The organism is Bacillus sp. NMCC46, from assembly GCF_002998465.1.
Taxonomy (GTDB): domain Bacteria; phylum Bacillota; class Bacilli; order Bacillales; family Bacillaceae; genus Bacillus.
Window position 1 is genome coordinate 44,224 of the sequence record NZ_PVQZ01000008.1, and the last position, 17,822, is coordinate 62,045.

The window sequence follows — 17,822 nt, forward strand, 5'->3', positions numbered from 1 at the left end:
AACCGGCAAAACAGAAAAAAGGTCAGCTATTTTACATGAGCTGACCAAGTACATAGGTGAGATCGTCTTTCTTGTCTTGTGTGTATGTTTCAAGCTGTTTGGCAATGTCTGCAACTGAATGACTATGCTTTAAACACATTCTCATGTTTGGCACATTCAGTCCGTCTGAATACATAATGAATGTCGATCCTTTTTCGTAGGAATAGGTGTAAGTTTTATATTTTCTAGGTTTCCCTGATAAGTATCCTGATGTCGGAAGTGGATAAATATAGTCGCCAGAAGGGGCATTCAAGATAAACCGAATATTACCAACCGAACAATAGGTAAATTGCTGCTGGGAAAAATTCACCTTTAAGATCGCAACTGTGGCCCCGCGTTTATTTTTCATAGCCTGATTGCATCTGTCGATGAGGGTCGTCATATCCTCATGTCCATATTCTTCGACAATTTCGCTGACTAAAGAAGATGATTCATTGGCGAACTGACCGCTGCCTAATCCGTCTGCCACAGCACAAATTAGTTCTTCATCATCTGCTTTAATAAAAAAACTGTCCCCGCAGCAAGATTTCCCTTCTTTATTCGATTGATAGATAATGGCATTCACATGCTCATGCTGTTCAATCTGCTTCATTACCCTAGCTCCATAGACGCATCTTCTGATAATGCATCTCGTAGCTTTTTAACTGCCTTCCGTTGCAGTCTCGATACATGCATTTGGGATATCCCGAGTAAATCGCCTGTTTCTTTCTGACTCTTATTTTGTAAATAAGTCAGATCGATAATCTCTTTTTCTCGATCTGTCAGAACATGGAGCACACTCTCAAGCATCATTTTTTGGTTTACACGTTCGTAGCCCTCTTCTTGTGAGCCGACAACGTCTAAAATGGTGACTGTACTTCCTTCAGAATCAGCCTCTACGCCTTGGTCAACAGACAGTGCTTGATAGCTTTTGCCCATCTCCATTGTTTCAAGTACTTCTTCTTCTGTCACATCTAGGTATTCTGCAATTTCTTGAACTTTAGGTGACTTTTGCGTCTCCGTTGTCAGATGATCAACTGCCATCTTGATTCTTGGTCCAAGCTCTTTGATCCGCCTTGGTACATGGACACTCCATGTCTTATCACGTAAAAAGCGTTTGATTTCCCCGATGATGGTTGGAATGGCAAAGGCTTCAAATGATTTACCGACGAGCGGGTCATATCGCTTAATAGCGCCGAGTAAACCAATCATTCCAACTTGTCTGAGATCCTCATGAAAACTTTTCCCTTTGGAATATTTTTTCGCCAGCATATCGACCAGATTTGTATAACATTCGACAAGCGTGAGCTGCGCCTGCTCGTCTTGATTGGTTTGATAGCTTTGGATGAGGCGATCTACTTCATCTTTAGTTAGTTTCATAGTTTTGGATGGTTGTGTCATGGTCAACTCGCTCCCTGTTTAAAAACTTTGTCATCGCAACGGTAACTCCGGAGTTTGCTTGCACCTCGACTTCATCCATCAATGTTTGCATCAAATATAAACCAAGACCTCCTTCTGCCAATTGATCCACCGTATGAGCAGATGTGTAAGGCCCTAGTCCTTCCTGCTTTTGCTTAAAGTCAAAGCTACCGCCTTTGTCAGAGACAATGATTTCTAGACGATCCTCATAGACAAGAAAGCGAACAGCTACCTCTCCATCTTCGCCATGTTCACCTTTGTAGGCATGCTGAACTGCATTTGTACAAGCCTCACTGACGGCAATTTTTAAGTCTTCAATCTCTTCGTAAACATAGCCCATACGGCTTGCTACGCCTGAAAGAGTCAGGCGAATGATGCCTACGTATTCTGGTTTCGCTGGGATTTTCATTTCGATTAGATCTACTGATTCGTTCATTGTACCCCACCCTCTGTCTTTGCAGAAATGTCAATGATGTCCTTTAGTCCAGTAATTTCAAACAACCTTACAAGCCGATCTGACAAGTTCTCAAGCTTTAATGTTCCGCCTGCTTTTTGAGCCGCTTTAAACAGCCCAACAAATACACCTAAACCCGTACTATCCATATAAGAAACATCCTTCAAGCAGATTTCAAGATGATCCCCTTGCTCCGCTTTAGGCATAAGCTTTTCTCTTAGCTCAGGAGCGGAGTATACATCGATTTCTCCGCTGACGCTAATTTTCGTCTTATTATCTATTTGATGCTCTTTCATAGACATATTCATTATGCATTCACCTCGAAATTCTTGTTTCCTAGAATTTTATATACCCGCATATTTACTTTCTAAACCTTTCTTTTCAGAACAAGTAATGTAAAGTCATCATGAAGCTGAAAATCTTGCAGCTTCAGTAAGCTGGCATAGATAGCATCGACCATTTCCTGAGCGGAATAAGATAGGTGCTCTGCTATAAGCGTTTTGATATCCTCCCGCTCTAAAAAACCGTCCTCTGCCTTGGATTCTGTCACGCCATCTGAGAATAAGATGACCATATCCCCGACGTCCAAATACTTCTCATACTGCCGATAGTCAAAGTCTGGTGCGATCCCAAGGACAAGTCCCTTAGCGTCTAAATCGTAAAATTGATTCTCTTTTTTGCAATAGAAAAAGCCCGGCTCATGACCAGCCGATGCATATTTAAATTCATGCGTTGCTTTATTATAGCTGCCATAGAACATGGTAATAAACATGCTCGGGTCTACGTTTTGCTCGACAACACGATTAAGGGTTTTTAACACCTTTGTGGGACCGCTTCCTGACTCCGGCAAGGAATCCATCGCATACTTAATCATCGACATACAGAGCGCAGCCGGGATGCCTTTCCCAATCACATCTGCGATCGCGATATTAATCGTATCGTGATCGGTGACAAAATGGTAATAATCTCCACTCATCTGTTTTGCCGGCACACTAATAGCCCCGATATCAAATGTGTCTCCTTCTGGAATTTTCGTTTCCAGAAGGGTTTGCTGAACATTAGCAGCAATTTCGATTTCTGATTTAATTTCTTGCTGGATGCCTCTAAGTGTTAAATGTTCCTGGTAAGCTAGTCCGTACCCAATCATGACTTCAATTAAGAAGTCTAGTGAATGAAAGACATCTTCCGGCAAATCAGGGTATAGCTCCTGAATCACTTTTCGGTGAACACTCACTATTTCTTCAGGAGGTATTTGATGCTCAATGGTTTTTCGGCTAAATTTTTGAGCTTGATAAAGCGATGTTTCAGTTAAATCACTGATATAACGACTGAGCAGCTGATGATACCGCTGCTCCATTACCTCCTTAAAATCCATGGTTTCCCTCCTAGCGAAGCCACTTAACAGCTTTTATCTCCGTTCCTTGTTCTTGTGTAGAATCTAATTCAAAATCATCCATCAGTCTTCTGACTCCCGGAAGACCTGCTCCGAGTCCGCCTGATGTAGAAAAACCGTCTTCCATCACTTTACGTATATCCATGATGCCAGGCCCTTCATCGGCTGCAATGATTTTGAGTCCACGCTTTCCGCGCTCCATCACTTCTTCTATACAAATCTGACCTTTACCAGCGTATAAATAGATGTTTCGAGCTAGTTCAGAAATGGCCGTCGTAATTCTTGCTTGGTCAACTGTTCCAAATCCTAATTCTTTAGCAACATTTCGCCCCAGTTGTCTTGCCGCAACTATGTCCCATTCCGTCAAAATTTTCACACAGGATTGGTCTTTCATATCTATTCCCCCAATTCCCGCTTCAATGTCTCAAGCCCTTGTTCAAGATCTAATGCTGTCTGAATTTCTTCCAGTGATATACCAAGTTCAATCAGTGTTACAGCGACTGCCGGCTGTATTCCTGTTAATACAACTTTTGCCCCCATGAGCTTTGACATCGTGATGACATCGCCTAATACTTTTGCGATAAATGAATCGATCATATCAACAGATGTTAGGTCAATGACAACGCCGTTCGCTCCTGTTTCATGAATTTTATTCAGCAAGTCTTCTTGAAAGTGAAGGGCTGTTTGGTCATCAAGCTCCCACTGTATCGAAATTAGAAGACAATTATATAATTTTAAGATTGGAATCTTCGGGTGATTTCTCACTGGGTTTCCCCTCCAATGAAACAATTTTTCGATTTGTCATTTCTAAAGCAGTTTGAATTCCTTTTTGAAGGGTATTCTTTGTTGTAACTTGAGATAAATCAATTCCAAGGGTGACGATGGTTTGGGCGATTTCTGGGCGAATACCGACCAACAAGCATTTTGCACCTACTAATCTCACAGCCTCTGACGCTTGAATGATATGGTGTGCCACCATTGTATCGACGACAGGTACACCGGTGATGTCGATTAAGACCACCTGTGACCGATGCTTCACAACGCCATTTAACAGATTCTCCATGATCTTCTTCGCACGGTCTGTATCAATTGTTCCGACAAGAGGCATGACAGTGATGTGCTCAAACACCGGAATCAGCGGAGCAGAAAGTTCCTGTAACGCAATTTTTTGAAGGTTGACGGTTTTCTCCCATGAGATGGAGTAGTGATTCAATATTTCGTTATGAACTGGTGAGATGAACCGATCAATTTCCCATATGAGCTCATTACTTCCTTGTTCAGTATTTTTGTCACTGTTCATTTTGTGATATAAGTGTGAACGGATTTCCGTTAGCCCTTTTGCCAGTAACTTAAGTGATATACCCATTTGTACAATTTTTAAAGCAAAAGATTGCACTTTTTCTTCAAAATCCTCAGCATTCGCCTCTGAAAGGGATGCCAGAATAAGCTGGACATATTCGGAACAAATCGTTTCATACATTTTATCGTTTAGCATCATGTCCGTTTCTTCTTCTCCGAGTCGTTTGAAGATGTCAGTCCATTCTTTTTCTAATTCCTTTTGGTGCGCTCTCGCAAAAGCTAACACGATATGATTCGACATAATTTACCCCCTACATACATAAAAAACAATAACTTTCATTCTCTCTCCATTATAGCCTTAATAAAAAATGAACACAAAAAAAAGTTGCTCACAGGAGAGCAACCAAATATCACCATATTAAAAATCAATAAGAGCCAAACTAACTTGTAAGGCTTCATCAACCTTCTCCATCATCTCATCATCAAGATGTGTGATTTTATCTGTCAATCTTTGTTTATCGATTGTACGAATCTGTTCCAAAAGAATGACAGAATCTCGTTCAAAGCCGTAGCGCTTTGCATTGATTTCGACGTGAGTCGGTAATTTCGCTTTTTGTATTTGGGCTGTTATGGCTGCAACGATAGCAGTCGGGCTGAAGCGATTTCCAATGTCATTTTGAATCACCAATACCGGGCGAACCCCGCCCTGCTCGGAGCCAACAACAGGAGATAAATCAGCAAAGTAAACATCACCGCGTTTAACAATCAAATGTTTAACCCCCGCTGACTAATCGCTCAACTGTATTCTCAGCCTCAAACTCTGCGTATTGTGCCTCTGAAGAGATATTCAGATTAATTTTCGCCATCTCCATGTAGCCGCGTCTCATCGATTCACGATTTTGTCGAATATTACGTTCACGAATATACGTTTTTGTCGCTCGGTAGATCAATTCATTTCTTGTTACCTTATCCTGCTCTGCTACTCGTTCGATCTCAGACATTAAAGTCTCCGGCAGTCGAATCTTCATTTCGTTTGTTGCGCTGGATTCAGACAAAAAACATACACCTCCACAAAACTTACGGATACCGTATCGATCCATTCCAAGACTAATCATACCATTATTCAATGCACAAGCAAAGCTGTTTTTTCATCATTTCTTATTAGAACATGAAGCGGCTCGCCACCCGTAAATCAAGATGATAATGGAGTTCCTCTTTCCCATTATACGCTTTTTTCCGAAAATCATACGGTATTTCCAAAATCTCTAAAAAAGGGAGAATGTTTACCCTACTTTTGTCGAATAAAAAAGAACGAAGTCAGTTTGACCATCGTTCTTTTGAACACTGTTTATAAAAAGCTTGGCCCGCTTTGAAGCAGCGGATTCCGTACATGAACTCTTTTGCCGTCCTCCATATATACTCTTGGGATGCGGTGGCCAATCGAGCAAGTGACTTCATAGTTAATGGTTTCAAGCCTTTTTGCGATTTCATCGACTGATACCATGTCTTCCCCTTGCTTACCAATTAAAACGACCGGCTCCCCTACTGGAAGATTGTCTTTCAGTTCAATCATGAATTGATCCATGCAAACCCTTCCTGCGATCTTCCGGCGCTTTCCGCCAACGAGCACTTCCGTTCCTGCCAGCTTCCTGATCCACCCATCTGCATAGCCGACTGGAACCGTACCGATCCACGTATCTTGATTGGCTGTATACGTCGCCCCGTAGCTGACACTCTCACCCTTTTGAATGCGCTTCACATGGGCAAGCTTTGTATAAAGAGACATGGCTTCTTCCAGCTTGAAAGGTAATTCATCCTTGATTTCTTCTGACGGTGACAGCCCGTACATACTGATGCCGAAGCGAACCATATTAAACAAAACGTCTTTAAACCTTTGACCTGCTGCACTGTTGGCGCAATGAACGAGCAGCTTGTCCGTATGAAGCGGCTCGAGCAATGTTTGAAAGGTATCGACCTGCCGATCAAAGTAGGCCTCATCCTTTTCATCAGCTGTCGCAAAGTGAGTAAATACGCCTTCCAGCTGTAAATAAGAGTGTTCACTGACAAGCTTTTTCACTTCGTTCACTTGCTCTATCGTTTTCACACCTAATCGGTTCATTCCGCTGTCTATTTTCAAATGAAAACGTATAGGTTGTCCCATCTGTCCTTTCACCATTGTGGTGACTTCTCTCAGCCAATCGATGGAGTAAGCGGTCATGATGACATTGTATCGAACGGCGGCTTTGACATATTCCGGCGGTACGGCGCCGAGTACAAGAATCGGTGCTTTGATGCCTTTATTTCTTAAAGAGACGGCCTCATCTAAAAAGGCTACGGCTAATAAGTCTGCTCCTGCTTTGAGGGCAGCTCTTGCCACTTCTATATCTCCATGTCCATATGCATTGGCTTTCACCACAGCCATCAGTTGAACACTTTGACCAATATGATCTTTCATATGTGAAACATTATGCTTAATTGCTGTTAAATTAATTTCTGCCCATGTGTCTCTATAAAAGGCATTTGTGTCCATCCGTCACACTTCCCTATTGAATGATTCAATACCTTTATTATGATACTAAAAATCAAGAATAATGTGAAACAAATCAAAGAAAATCAGCCCTTGCATAGGGCTGATGTTTCATTTCCAAGGCTCTCGCCTGAGATATTTATTTAGCTGACTGGCCTTCTACACTCTTTGCAACCATCAAGAGCTCTTCCTTCGATAGATCACTTGAAGAAATCAAGTAGTCCACTCCGTCAGATGTCCATGAAAGGGATTGGTCTGTGAGAACCCCAACTGTCATGCCAAGGTCGACTGGCTCGCCGTTCATCGTCACAGGCGTAGATGCTTCAGCTACTCTCGCTTTTTCCTGAATGAGTGTGAAGGATTTCTTACCGCCATACGTCATCACATAACGTTTCCCAGCATCTGTCATCATTTCTTTCTCTTCCATCTTCTTCACGCCCTCTGGCATATCAACTGGCGTTTTCACCGCAAAGCTGTCAGATGAGTCTGCACTTGTGGCTACATCCATTTGAGAGAGTGTCATGTTTTTCTTCTCATCAAATGCATCTTTGTCAAAGGATTTATTGAATTCAAAGTGAGAGAATTCCACTTTCACCATTGGCTTTTTGTCGCTATCCAATACTTTCACACTGGCAGGCGCCATTGTTTTTTTATGAAAGGTAATCTCTTGGGTAGGCAGCATTTGGTTGTGCTGATAATTGGTTTTGGTTTCGAACACATACTTTGATTCTTTCGCTTTGAACTGAGCTGCACTGTCATTTTTAATGTCCTTCACGAGTGACTCAAATAAGTAGACCTGACTGCTATTATTTGGCCAATCACTGTGGAAACGGAAGCTCTTGTTCAATGAAGGTGTCAGCACAAACACACCATTGCCATTTCTTAAAATGACTTGACTCTGATCCTTTTTCGGATTTTCTAAATAGACACGGTAAAGTTCCGGCTTCTTGTACCAAATTTCTACTCGATACTCCTGCGGGTCATTTCCTGTCTCAATGGTCATTTTTGCTTTGGCTTTGTATGATGTCATTTCCTCTGCCTTTTTGTTTAAATCTCCAACGATATCCTGCTGAGATTTTTGACCGCATGCGGAGAGAATCAGTACAAAAAGGATTCCCGTTACAAGCAAAACAAAGCTTTTTCTCACCCTTTTCAACCCCTTCGTTAATTGTGTTAAAAGGAAGAAACCGCTTGTTTGACTTTAACAGTACGCCTCAAGAGTTAACTGCGTACCGCGAACCATCAAAGCCTGTTAGCAACTCGCCCTTCCTTATCGCACTACCCAATATATGAAGGGGGGACAAACAATATGCAGACTAGCTTGACAACCTTTCAATTAAAACTTGTGCAGCAGCATATTCTTTCGTGTGAGTGATGGACACATGAACCTGGTCGCCCATCGTTTTCTTGCTTTTGATGAAAGGTTTTCCATGTTCGTCTTTCTGAATTTCCAAGTCATGAAAGCTTAAATGCCGGCCGATTCCCGTTCCGTAAGCTTTAGCGAAAGCTTCCTTTGCTACAAACCGTCCCGCCAAAAATTCTAGCTGCCTCTTTTCACTGAGTTCGTTAAAGATGTCTTGTTCACTTAACGTTAAAATTCGTTCTGGTAAACGAGGCTGTCTGTTAAGCACTCGCGCGAGCCGGTTGATTTCTACAATATCAATGCCTATTCCTTTGATCATGAGGTACCTCCTATGATACTCGTACTAATTTGGATGTTCTCTTCATAAACGTGTTACTATAAACTTACCATTATCTAGTCAAAAGGGGTTTGTTATGTTTATTCGAACGGAGAGCTTTCAACAATTTATTAGATCGTATCCAATCGTAACAACGATTCTTGCTTTGCAAATTGGTCTGTGGCTTATATTTGCGATTCCTATCCCTCTTATACAGCTTGGTCACGACCATCTCGTCGGTTTCAATTATGGGGTAGCTGCCGGAGAATGGTGGCGGCTCGTCACACCTATTTTCCTTCACGGAAGTCTGACCCATATTTTGTTCAATTCTATGTCCTTGTTCTTATTCGCTCCAGCGCTTGAGTATTTGCTTGGGAAGGTTCGATTTCTGATCATCTATCTTGGTGCAGGGTTCGTTGGCAATCTCGGAACCTATTGGGTAGAGCCTTTAGAGTATGTACATGTCGGCGCTTCTGGTGCCATCTTCGGTTTGTTTGGCGTTTATTTATACCTTGTTCTATTTAAACCGCACATGATGGACCGCGGCAATTCTCAGGTGATCATAACGATTCTTGCAGTCTCTGTCATCATGACTTTCGTTAACTCAAACATCAATATTATGGCTCACTTATTTGGATTGATCGGCGGCATGCTCCTAGCACCTCTTACGCTATTTTTCCATTCAAAAAAAAGACGCTACTAACCTCATAAAAAATGTCGATCACTCCTATGAACGGGAAGCTGATCGACATTTTTTGTTTAAGAAGATTTATTTTTTTCATACGAATACCAATCCATTACACGTGCAGCATCTTCTTCCTCAAGGTGATGCACACCAAAGGAATCAAGCAGTGCAGAGGATTTCACAAAAGTGTGAATACTCGCCAATCGGCCTTTCTTTTGGAAGAAAGATTGCGTCATCGTATAGTTTTGCATTCGTTTTCTCAAGACAATGCCAGTGGTTTTGCCAATGCCTCTTGATGTCAGTTGAATCAATGAATCTTTGATCGTATAGCCTGATTGTTTATAAGCTAAATAGCCAAAAACCAAAGCAATAGGAAGCGGAATGAGTGCCAAATACCCCCATGGTGGAAAACGTACAGATAGGATCACGCCGACAAGTAATGGCACAAAGCCGTAAGAGATCAGGTAGCGTTTGAGTGAACGCTTTGGCACCTTTTTCAGTTCAGCTTCTGGCGCCAAGTGATAATGATCTGTGAATTGAGACAGCAGTTCGCTGATTTTTTTCTTTCGAATCAGCGGAAATAAGACGGAAGAGGTTTCTTTTTCTGTAATAGAACCTCCTGCGCTCACAAGCATCACCGTCGCAAAGCCAAAGGGCTCACGGAGAATATTTTCTTTGATTTTCACTGCTTGAATTCTCGCAAGTGGAATGGTCATTTGATGCCTCTCGATGAGTCCTCTTGTGATGATGATGTCTTTCCCTTTTCGTTTTGCGGTAAAATTCGCATATTGAAGGGCTGTAACCCCCACACTAAGAATCCACGCAATCAATACGGCAATAAATATGAGAATCGCATAAATCTCAATACTTGCATGACTTAAAAAAGAGAAGCGTTTGAAGAATCCGTCCAAAGGAAGAATTTCATCTATTTGTGTGTAAATGGCGAGACACCCGGAAATAATGACTCCGATTCCGCTTGAAGTGGTCGCAGCCAAAAGCAGCTCTGGTACACCCATCCGATAGGAAACATTCATTTCTTCTTCTACAGGTTGTTGCGCTGTCAGAGGATCATGCGGAACATCCCCATTTTCATCCAACATCTCTTCTTGCTGCAAGCTTTTCTTCCGGTTGAAAATCGATTGCTTTAATTGTTCCGCTTCTGCTTTTGTAATCGCCGTCAGGCTCACTTCCGGACCGTCCGTTCCGCCTGCTGTTTCGATTTGGACCCGCACCAAGCCGAAAATCCGCTGGAAGATACCTTCACTTGTATTCACGGTTTGAATTCGTTCTAACGAAATATATTTTTTCTTTTTTGTGATGACGCCCGATTCCACGCGAAATTCATCATCTTCCATCCGGTAGGTGAATCGCCTCCATGCTAAAACGGTTGAAACAGCTTTCCATAAAAGAAGCACACCGAGAATGATAAATGCATAAAAACGAATGCTCGAATTCGAGTTCACAAAAATAAGCACGAAAAAAGGGATAATGAAGTTTTTGATCATGGATACGGCATCTGATATAAAATCAATGAACATCGAGATTGGATGTACACGTTTTGGTTCAGACATCATCTTCCGTCACCCTTGCTAAACGAGATATGTAATCACGAAGCTCATCTGCTTCTTCTAATTCTAGCGCCGGTATATCATGAACTGTAGCAGCAGTCGATATTTGAACAGATGCCAAACGGTAGCGCCTTAAAAGCGGCCCTTGCGATGTATCGACATGCTGGACTCGCACCATCGGTACAATCACACGTGTGACGCGAATGAGTCCATGCTGAATTTCAATTTCATTTTCGAATACTTCGTAGCGCCAGATGCGATGACGGATTTTCGGTATAAGCCAAATACCAAAAATGACCTGTAAGACCCATAAACCGACGAGGATGGCCCCAATCCAATATGGCCATTGAAAATAATAACTAGCAATAAATACCCCAATGATGATGAGTAAGAAAATCAATGAGATAATTCCATTTTGAAGACGCCATACCTTTAATCCATTTAAGCTAATTTGACGTTGCGGCTGTTTTCTCACATTCTTCCCCCATTCTCTTACTTTTCTATCAATATATTACGAAACAGAGCCTAAAAAGTTTCAATAAGCCTGTTAAAAAAAGCGAACCCTGCAAAGGATTCGCTCTTGTATGTTAGTTGTTATAAGATTTCTTTTGACGACGATCGTTAGAAGAACGATTGCGGTCATTTGATGAACGCTTTTTATCACCGTACGATGAACGGCTTTTCCCGCGATAGCCGCCTCCTCCGCCGCCGTCTCTACGTTTAGAAGAGCTGCGGTTGTTGCGATTGCGTTTTGAAATCATTGGTGCTTCATCTGTCAAACGAACAGGCGTTGCATCTGGCTCTTTTGTCATCATTTTGATGGCAGCCGCAACCACTGTGACAGAATCATTATCTTCTAGCAATTCAGCAGCAGCTGTCATGTAGAAGTTTAAGTTGTTTTCACTGATGATTGTGCGCAGACGATCAATGGTTACTTGCTGTTGACCTTCAATTGCTTCATCTAGAGTTGGTTCTTTCATACGTTCCATTTTACGTTTAGTCGTTTGCTCAATCGCACGAAGCATATCTTTTTCACGCGGTGTGATAAATGTCACCGCCATACCTGTACGTCCAGCACGTCCTGTACGTCCAATACGGTGTACGTAGCTCTCTGGATCTTGTGGCACGTCAAAGTTATACACGTGTGTTACGCCTGAGATATCAAGTCCACGTGCTGCAACGTCTGTTGCTACAAGCACATCGATTGAACCTTCTTTGAATTTACGAAGCGCAACCATACGTTTCGCTTGTGTCAGGTCACCATGAATTCCTTCAGCTGTATAACCTCTAAGGTTAAGTGCTTCTGTCAATTCGTCAACACGGCGCTTCGTACGGCCGAAGACAATTGAAAGCTCAGGTGATTGAATGTCAAGAAGACGAGTCAATGTATCAAACTTCTTACGCTCGTGGATATCCAAGTAGAACTGTTGGATGTTAGAGACTGTCATTTCTTTCGCTTTTACTTTTACATGTTCTGGGTTTGTCATGAAACGTTCTGCAATGCGCTTAATTGGTGCAGGCATTGTCGCAGAGAATAAAAGTGTTTGGTGTTCACTTGGTACATTTGAAAGGATCGCTTCAATGTCTTCGATGAAACCCATGTTTAGCATTTCGTCTGCTTCATCTAGCACAACAGTTTCAACATTTTGAAGACGCATTGTACGACGGTTAATGTGATCGAGTAAACGTCCTGGAGTCCCTACGATGATATGAGGATTTTTCTTGAGCGAACGGATTTGGCGGCCGATATCTTGTCCACCGTAAATCGGAAGTACGCGCGCACGCTTGTCTTGGCCAATTTTGTATAGCTCTTCAGATACTTGAATCGCTAGTTCTCTTGTTGGCGCAATGATAATCGCTTGGATATTTGGAGACGCTGGGTCGATTTTTTCTACAAGAGGAATACCAAATGCTGCAGTTTTTCCTGTTCCTGTTTGTGCTTGTCCAATGACATCTTTATTCTGAAGACCGAGAGGAATTGTTTCCGCTTGAATCGGTGTTGCTTCTTCAAATCCCATGCGGTTAATAGCTTTCATGAGACTTTCGCTTAATTGAAAATCTTGAAACGTTATAGTCAAATTATTCAAACTCCTTCTAATTGCTGTTTCAGTAATCTCGTGAATGATCATTAAAAACTGCCCTTTTCCGAAAGGACAGGTCCATTATATACAAAGCCCGAATTACCCTACCTTATATCTTACCATTACACTATTTGTTTTTCAACAAGACAGAAATGGATATATCTACTGTTCCACAATGACAGATTCACCATCACTTTGATCTCCATCCATCCATTTCCACTTTTCGAACAGTTGAATTTTTCCGTTATCCAACTGCTTAGGTGTAGAATTGCAAGACCCGCTTCTCATGCTGCCGTCTTTGCTGACATGGTGGTACCTAAAATGAAGTGTTCCATCCTCATTCACAGTTCCTACAAGTACACCAGATACAATACTGCCGCCTTGATATGTGCCCGTTAATATATTCCCGTCCTGACGATATTGAAATATGGTTCCTGCCGATACTTCTCCGTTACTCGAATTAGACTGCGGGACAAAGGTTTTTCCGTCATAATGAAACAACCGAATCAACCACCTTTTCTTTCCTATTGTACCATAGGCTTGTCACTCATTCGACAAAAATGATGCAATTTTTAACAAGTGGGATTCAATTTATATTAGTTTAGCCACATTTTCGCTTTTCTATAGATTAAATTGTTTTTTTTAGAAATTGCTCTACTTTTTCAAACAATTGCTGTGCACATGGCTCGTGACAAACATGGTGTTTACAATCAGGTAAATAAAACATTTCTTTCTGACGAGACGGGATTTTATGATCAATAAATTCTGCACTTGAAGCGGGCACAATCCCATCACTTTCACCTTGAACAATTAACACAGGGAGGTGAAGCTTCTCAAGGGAGCTCTTCGTTTGCTTCACCAGCTTCATAAATTCTACAGCGGCTGACAGCGGTGTGCTCGTTAGCTTATGACGGTATCTATCATACAAAGGATTCGTATCAATCAGCCCAGACAATGATTCCTTCAGCATCTGCCTTGTGTCTTGAATCATTTGTTTTGGATTCACATATTTAGCCGCAGCACTTAAAAGAACGAGACGAGCAACCGGATACTTCGCTGCAAGATAAGAAGCGATCATTCCTCCCATGGAAAAGCCGATCAAAAAAATGGTGTCGCATGTTCGGTAAAGAGATAGCAGTTCTAATTCAGCTGTTGCAATCCATTCTTGATAGAAAATGCCTTTGAGCTGAAGCTCATCCCCATGCCCCGGAAGCGTGACTGACTGAACGTTCCAATCTGTCTTCTGCTTTAAATATTGCGCCAGCGGTTCCACTTCATAGGGGGCGCCAGTGAATCCATGTATACATAGACAGCCAATCATTCTGTCACCTTCTTTGCGCTCACTCTTTATAGTGCAGTAATGACTTCTTCTAATCTCATGCCGCGTGAGGCTTTGACTAGAACAACATCGTCAGGACCTGCTACGTCAGCAAGTTTTTTCTTCAGTTCCTCTTTGTCCATAAATGAGAACACGCGCGCGTCACCGAATGATTTCTTTGCTCCTTCAGCGATGAATGCACCTAGGCGGCCATACGTCATCACATGATCAATAAATTCAGGCTTGATGTAGCGGCCTAGTTCATAATGATACGTTTCTTCTTCGCTGCCCATCTCGAGCATGTCTCCAAGGACAAGAATGCGATTAGCGAAGCCGTCCATATCTCCTACAAGATCAATTGCAGCTTTCATGGAAGTAGGACTTGCATTATACGCATCATTGATAACAGTGATTCCTTTCTCTGTTTTAAACAGCTCAAGACGCATCCCTGTCAACTTTGTTTGCATGAGTCCTTGGGCGATTTGTCTTTCATTCAGTCCAAAGTGCTGGCCTATGGCAATTGCAGCAAGGGCATTCTTCACATTATGTTTCCCTAATACAGGAATGAGAAACCCCTGAGCATACCCTTCGACTTGAAATTCAGTTCCTTCTGCAAGCTGGTTGATATGCGTTACCTTGATATCACAGTCCTCTGCTTCCCCAAAGGTTTTCACACGCTGCGAAAGTGCAGTCGCTCTCTCGCGCAGCAAGGGTTCATCTCCTAAGTAATAAAAGATGCCATCCTCTTTTAATCCTTTTGTGATTTCACATTTTGCATCAGCAATGGCTTCTCTTGATCCCAAATCTTGCATATGAGATTCTCCAATATTGGTGATGACTGCTGCATCAGGCTCAGCGAGTTTTGACAAAAACTCGATCTCACCTTTTGCACTCATCCCCATCTCCAACACAGCAATATCTGTTCCTTCCGGCATTGCAAGAATGGTGAGAGGTAGACCGATATGATTATTAAAGTTACCATCTGTTTTATGAACTTGATAAGCCGTTTGTAAGACGGAATGAATCATGTCTTTCGTTGTGGTTTTCCCATTACTTCCTGTAATACCGACAACACGAGGTTTTTCTTCTTTCAAGTATGATTTTGCCAGCCGTTGAAGTGCTGCCAGTGTATCCTCTACAAGAATGACAGGTACACCGAACGGTGGATTGGCTTCTTTTTGATTCCAAAGAACAGCTGCGGCTCCAAGCTCCACTGCTTTAGAAGCAAATGTGTGACCGTTAAAATGTTCTCCAATTAGGGGGATAAACAATGCACCTTTTGATACTTTTCGTGTATCTGTTGTCACTCCGTGAATTTGCTCTTCGCCAAAAGCTTGATTAGATAGTGTCCCACCAGCCATTTGGGCGATTTGTTTCACTGTACGTTTGATCATGATTTTTTCGCCTCTCTTTCTCATTTCACGTTTGAAGGAAAAGAGACACTACCTAAGGATAGTGTCTGCTTGTTGCTCACATTAAAAAGTCGTTTTAATGGTTTGTTTTTCTTGATGGCGTTCAATTGCAAGTGACACTAGCTTTTCAATCAGCTCTGGATACTCTACACCAGTGTGTTTCCAAAGCAGCGGGAACATACTAAATGGTGTGAATCCAGGCATTGTATTCACTTCATTGATCAGCACTTCACCTTCTTCTGTGAGGAAGAAGTCTGCACGTACAAGACCAGATCCATCGAGGGCTTTAAATGCCTTAATCGCCATATCATGAATCGTCTTGTATTCATCCTCTGACACACTTGCAGGAATGATCAAATCTGTATCGCCATCTTCATATTTTGCTTTGTAGTCATAAAAATCTGTTTTAGGTGCAATTTCACCAACGACAGAGCATTTCGGCTCGTCATTTCCTAATACACCAATTTCGATTTCTCTTCCAACGACGCCTTCTTCGACGACCACACGACGATCATATTGGAAAGCCAAGCCGAATGCGGTTTGCAGCTCTTCTTTGCTGCGGCATTTGCTAATTCCAACACTTGACCCCATGTTGGCAGGTTTCACAAAGCATGGATAGCCAAGTATTTGTTCCACCTGTTCTAAGCTGTCTGGTGTGGCCTTTTCATAGTCTTTTTTATTGAAGGAAAGGTGCTTTGCTTGTGCAAGTCCTGCTTGAGCAAAAACATCTTTCATCATGACTTTATCCATACCCGCTGCAGAAGCAAGAACACCGTTGCCGACATACGGGATATTTAGCAGTTCAAGTAATCCTTGCATCGTTCCATCTTCACCATTTGGCCCGTGCAGCAATGGGAAGACAACATCAATCTTCTCATCAGCAGATGCAGGCTGCGGGAACATGCTTTCATTTAAAGAAGTTGGTAAAAACGTCTTTGCGTTCTGTTCAAATTGAAGCATTTTGACGTTTGAAACTGGTTCAGTGAGTTTTTCTCCTCTTAGCCATTCGCCCTCTTCTGTAATATAAATTGGATGTATATCGAACTTCTCAGTGTTAAGTGCTTTTGTAACTGCAAGGGCTGTTTGCAGTGATACATTATGTTCGGCTGACTTTCCGCCGTAAATCAATCCTAAACTTATTTTCAATGGATACTCCCCCCACTAAAATTCATCTTTACTATCTTATCACTTTCAAGCAAAAATGCTCTAATTAATTTTTGTTGTTACGGAATTGAAATGATTTGTAAAGGTTGTAAGCGCCTCCCGAGCATTTGTATGTCATTCGCCATTATTTTATATTAAAATGACATTGAAAAGGAGTTGTGACAAATTGAAAAAAATCACAAGTACTGAACAATTCAATGAAATCATTCAATCTGACAAAGAAGTCATCGTTAAATTCTTTGCAACATGGTGTCCTGACTGTACAAGAATGGACATGTTCATTCCAGACATCTTAGAGGCTTATGCTCACCATGAATGGTTTGAAATAAACAAAGATGATTTCCCTGAATTAGCAGAAACGTATCAGGTCATGGGTATTCCAAGCCTGTTAATTTTCAAAAATGGCGAAAAAACAGGTCATTTACACAGCGCAAACGCAAAATCACCTGAAGAAGTGACAGAGTTTCTTCAAGGGCACGTTTCTTAATTGGTTAAACGAAGGACATCAGCAAACGCTTGCTGGTGTCTTTTTTCTTCCCCATCTCTTACATCAAATCTCTCCATAAGACGAGTTGCACATCCAAAACGTTTCAATGAGCGAAAGAATGTTTTATATAGATGTTTCACTTACGACAAGAAATGACAGGAATTATTTCCTGGGAAAGAATGAGCGTCGACTAGGCTTCGAATTTGTCGGTTACGTGAATTTTCTGAATAGATTCTTTACTTCTGACATTTCGCTTTGTATAATAGAGTTGCTAATTGATAATGATTATCAATTTCATCTATGTGAAATCCTATAGAC

The 17,822-nt window shown here is 41.8% G+C and carries 22 protein-coding genes; 2 read left to right on the forward strand and 20 right to left on the reverse strand.

What is annotated here, in order from left to right; all coding sequences use genetic code 11:
* Positions 1-31: 31 nt before the first annotated feature.
* The 13 genes from C6Y01_RS17610 to acpS all read right to left on the reverse strand — a co-directional run bounded on the left by C6Y01_RS17610 (position 32) and on the right by acpS (position 8,792).
* Positions 32-631: a PP2C family serine/threonine-protein phosphatase gene (locus C6Y01_RS17610; RefSeq protein WP_034663944.1), complete on the reverse strand. Its 600-nt coding sequence runs from the start codon at positions 629-631 to the stop codon at positions 32-34.
* Positions 631-1,419, reverse strand: coding sequence for an RNA polymerase sigma factor SigB (gene sigB / locus C6Y01_RS17615; protein ID WP_034663946.1), 789 nt, complete (start codon positions 1,417-1,419; stop codon positions 631-633). Before sigB ends, C6Y01_RS17610 begins: the two co-directional genes overlap by 1 nt.
* Positions 1,385-1,873 carry an anti-sigma B factor RsbW gene (gene rsbW / locus C6Y01_RS17620; protein WP_034663948.1) on the reverse strand — a complete coding sequence of 163 codons (489 nt, stop codon included), beginning with the start codon at positions 1,871-1,873 and terminating at the stop codon, positions 1,385-1,387. The genes sigB and rsbW overlap by 35 nt, the downstream gene beginning before the upstream one ends.
* Positions 1,870-2,199 carry an anti-sigma factor antagonist gene (locus C6Y01_RS17625; protein WP_034663950.1) on the reverse strand — a complete coding sequence of 110 codons (330 nt, stop codon included), beginning with the start codon at positions 2,197-2,199 and terminating at the stop codon, positions 1,870-1,872. The genes rsbW and C6Y01_RS17625 overlap by 4 nt, the downstream gene beginning before the upstream one ends.
* Positions 2,200-2,258: 59 nt before the next feature.
* Positions 2,259-3,266: a PP2C family protein-serine/threonine phosphatase gene (locus tag C6Y01_RS17630; RefSeq protein ID WP_095286219.1), complete on the reverse strand. Its 1,008-nt coding sequence runs from the start codon at positions 3,264-3,266 to the stop codon at positions 2,259-2,261.
* Positions 3,267-3,276: 10 nt separating this feature from the next.
* Entirely contained in the window at positions 3,277-3,678 is a 402-nt protein-coding gene (locus C6Y01_RS17635) for an anti-sigma regulatory factor (RefSeq protein WP_034663954.1), read from the reverse strand.
* A 2-nt stretch (positions 3,679-3,680) separates the two neighbouring features.
* Positions 3,681-4,049 carry an RsbT antagonist protein RsbS gene (rsbS, locus tag C6Y01_RS17640; RefSeq protein WP_003214235.1) on the reverse strand — a complete coding sequence of 123 codons (369 nt, stop codon included), beginning with the start codon at positions 4,047-4,049 and terminating at the stop codon, positions 3,681-3,683.
* Positions 4,009-4,884, reverse strand: coding sequence for an RsbT co-antagonist protein RsbRA (locus C6Y01_RS17645; protein ID WP_045210228.1), 876 nt, complete (start codon positions 4,882-4,884; stop codon positions 4,009-4,011). The genes rsbS and C6Y01_RS17645 overlap by 41 nt, the downstream gene beginning before the upstream one ends.
* 117 nt (positions 4,885-5,001) lie before the next feature.
* Complete coding sequence (gene ndoA / locus C6Y01_RS17650; RefSeq protein ID WP_003214169.1) at positions 5,002-5,352, reverse strand: type II toxin-antitoxin system endoribonuclease NdoA; 351 nt, start codon at positions 5,350-5,352, stop codon at positions 5,002-5,004.
* A gap of 4 nt (positions 5,353-5,356) precedes the next feature.
* Positions 5,357-5,638: a hypothetical protein gene (locus C6Y01_RS17655; protein ID WP_012008995.1), complete on the reverse strand. Its 282-nt coding sequence runs from the start codon at positions 5,636-5,638 to the stop codon at positions 5,357-5,359.
* Positions 5,639-5,931: 293 nt separating this feature from the next.
* Entirely contained in the window at positions 5,932-7,113 is a 1,182-nt protein-coding gene (alr, locus tag C6Y01_RS17660; RefSeq protein ID WP_106038585.1) for an alanine racemase, read from the reverse strand.
* Positions 7,114-7,249: 136 nt separating this feature from the next.
* A complete protein-coding gene (locus C6Y01_RS17665; protein ID WP_095286222.1) occupies positions 7,250-8,266 on the reverse strand; it encodes a LolA family protein in 1,017 nt (338 codons plus the stop codon).
* 160 nt (positions 8,267-8,426) lie between these two features.
* Positions 8,427-8,792, reverse strand: a complete 366-nt coding sequence (acpS, locus tag C6Y01_RS17670; protein ID WP_034663960.1) for a holo-ACP synthase — start codon at positions 8,790-8,792, stop codon at positions 8,427-8,429.
* Positions 8,793-8,886: 94 nt separating this feature from the next.
* Here acpS and C6Y01_RS17675 point away from each other — a divergent pair, with 94 nt between their 5' ends.
* On the forward strand, positions 8,887-9,492 hold the full coding sequence (locus C6Y01_RS17675; RefSeq protein WP_034663961.1) for a rhomboid family intramembrane serine protease: 606 nt from the start codon (positions 8,887-8,889) through the stop codon (positions 9,490-9,492).
* A 56-nt stretch (positions 9,493-9,548) separates the two neighbouring features.
* Here C6Y01_RS17675 and C6Y01_RS17680 read toward each other — a convergent pair whose 3' ends face one another.
* The 7 genes from C6Y01_RS17680 to C6Y01_RS17710 form a co-directional block, all read right to left on the reverse strand.
* Complete coding sequence (locus C6Y01_RS17680) at positions 9,549-11,048, reverse strand: PH domain-containing protein (protein ID WP_034663962.1); 1,500 nt, start codon at positions 11,046-11,048, stop codon at positions 9,549-9,551.
* Positions 11,038-11,517 (reverse strand): PH domain-containing protein, encoded by a 480-nt coding sequence (locus C6Y01_RS17685; protein ID WP_034663964.1) that lies wholly within the window; start codon positions 11,515-11,517, stop codon positions 11,038-11,040. The genes C6Y01_RS17680 and C6Y01_RS17685 overlap by 11 nt, the downstream gene beginning before the upstream one ends.
* A gap of 112 nt (positions 11,518-11,629) precedes the next feature.
* Positions 11,630-13,120 (reverse strand): degradosome RNA helicase CshA, encoded by a 1,491-nt coding sequence (gene cshA, locus C6Y01_RS17690; RefSeq protein ID WP_034663965.1) that lies wholly within the window; start codon positions 13,118-13,120, stop codon positions 11,630-11,632.
* A 165-nt stretch (positions 13,121-13,285) separates the two neighbouring features.
* Positions 13,286-13,624: an avidin-fold protein gene (locus C6Y01_RS17695; RefSeq protein WP_034663966.1), complete on the reverse strand. Its 339-nt coding sequence runs from the start codon at positions 13,622-13,624 to the stop codon at positions 13,286-13,288.
* Positions 13,625-13,751: 127 nt separating this feature from the next.
* A complete protein-coding gene (locus C6Y01_RS17700) occupies positions 13,752-14,444 on the reverse strand; it encodes an alpha/beta hydrolase (protein WP_034663968.1) in 693 nt (230 codons plus the stop codon).
* Between the two features lie 26 nt (positions 14,445-14,470).
* The gene (locus tag C6Y01_RS17705; RefSeq protein WP_095286242.1) at positions 14,471-15,835 is read right to left on the reverse strand and encodes a UDP-N-acetylmuramoyl-tripeptide--D-alanyl-D-alanine ligase; all 1,365 of its coding nucleotides are present in this window, start codon (positions 15,833-15,835) and stop codon (positions 14,471-14,473) included.
* A gap of 81 nt (positions 15,836-15,916) precedes the next feature.
* Positions 15,917-16,999: a D-alanine--D-alanine ligase gene (locus C6Y01_RS17710; protein ID WP_034663971.1), complete on the reverse strand. Its 1,083-nt coding sequence runs from the start codon at positions 16,997-16,999 to the stop codon at positions 15,917-15,919.
* A gap of 184 nt (positions 17,000-17,183) precedes the next feature.
* Here C6Y01_RS17710 and C6Y01_RS17715 point away from each other — a divergent pair, with 184 nt between their 5' ends.
* On the forward strand, positions 17,184-17,504 hold the full coding sequence (locus C6Y01_RS17715) for a thioredoxin family protein (protein ID WP_034663973.1): 321 nt from the start codon (positions 17,184-17,186) through the stop codon (positions 17,502-17,504).
* The last annotated feature ends 318 nt before the right edge of the window (positions 17,505-17,822 follow it).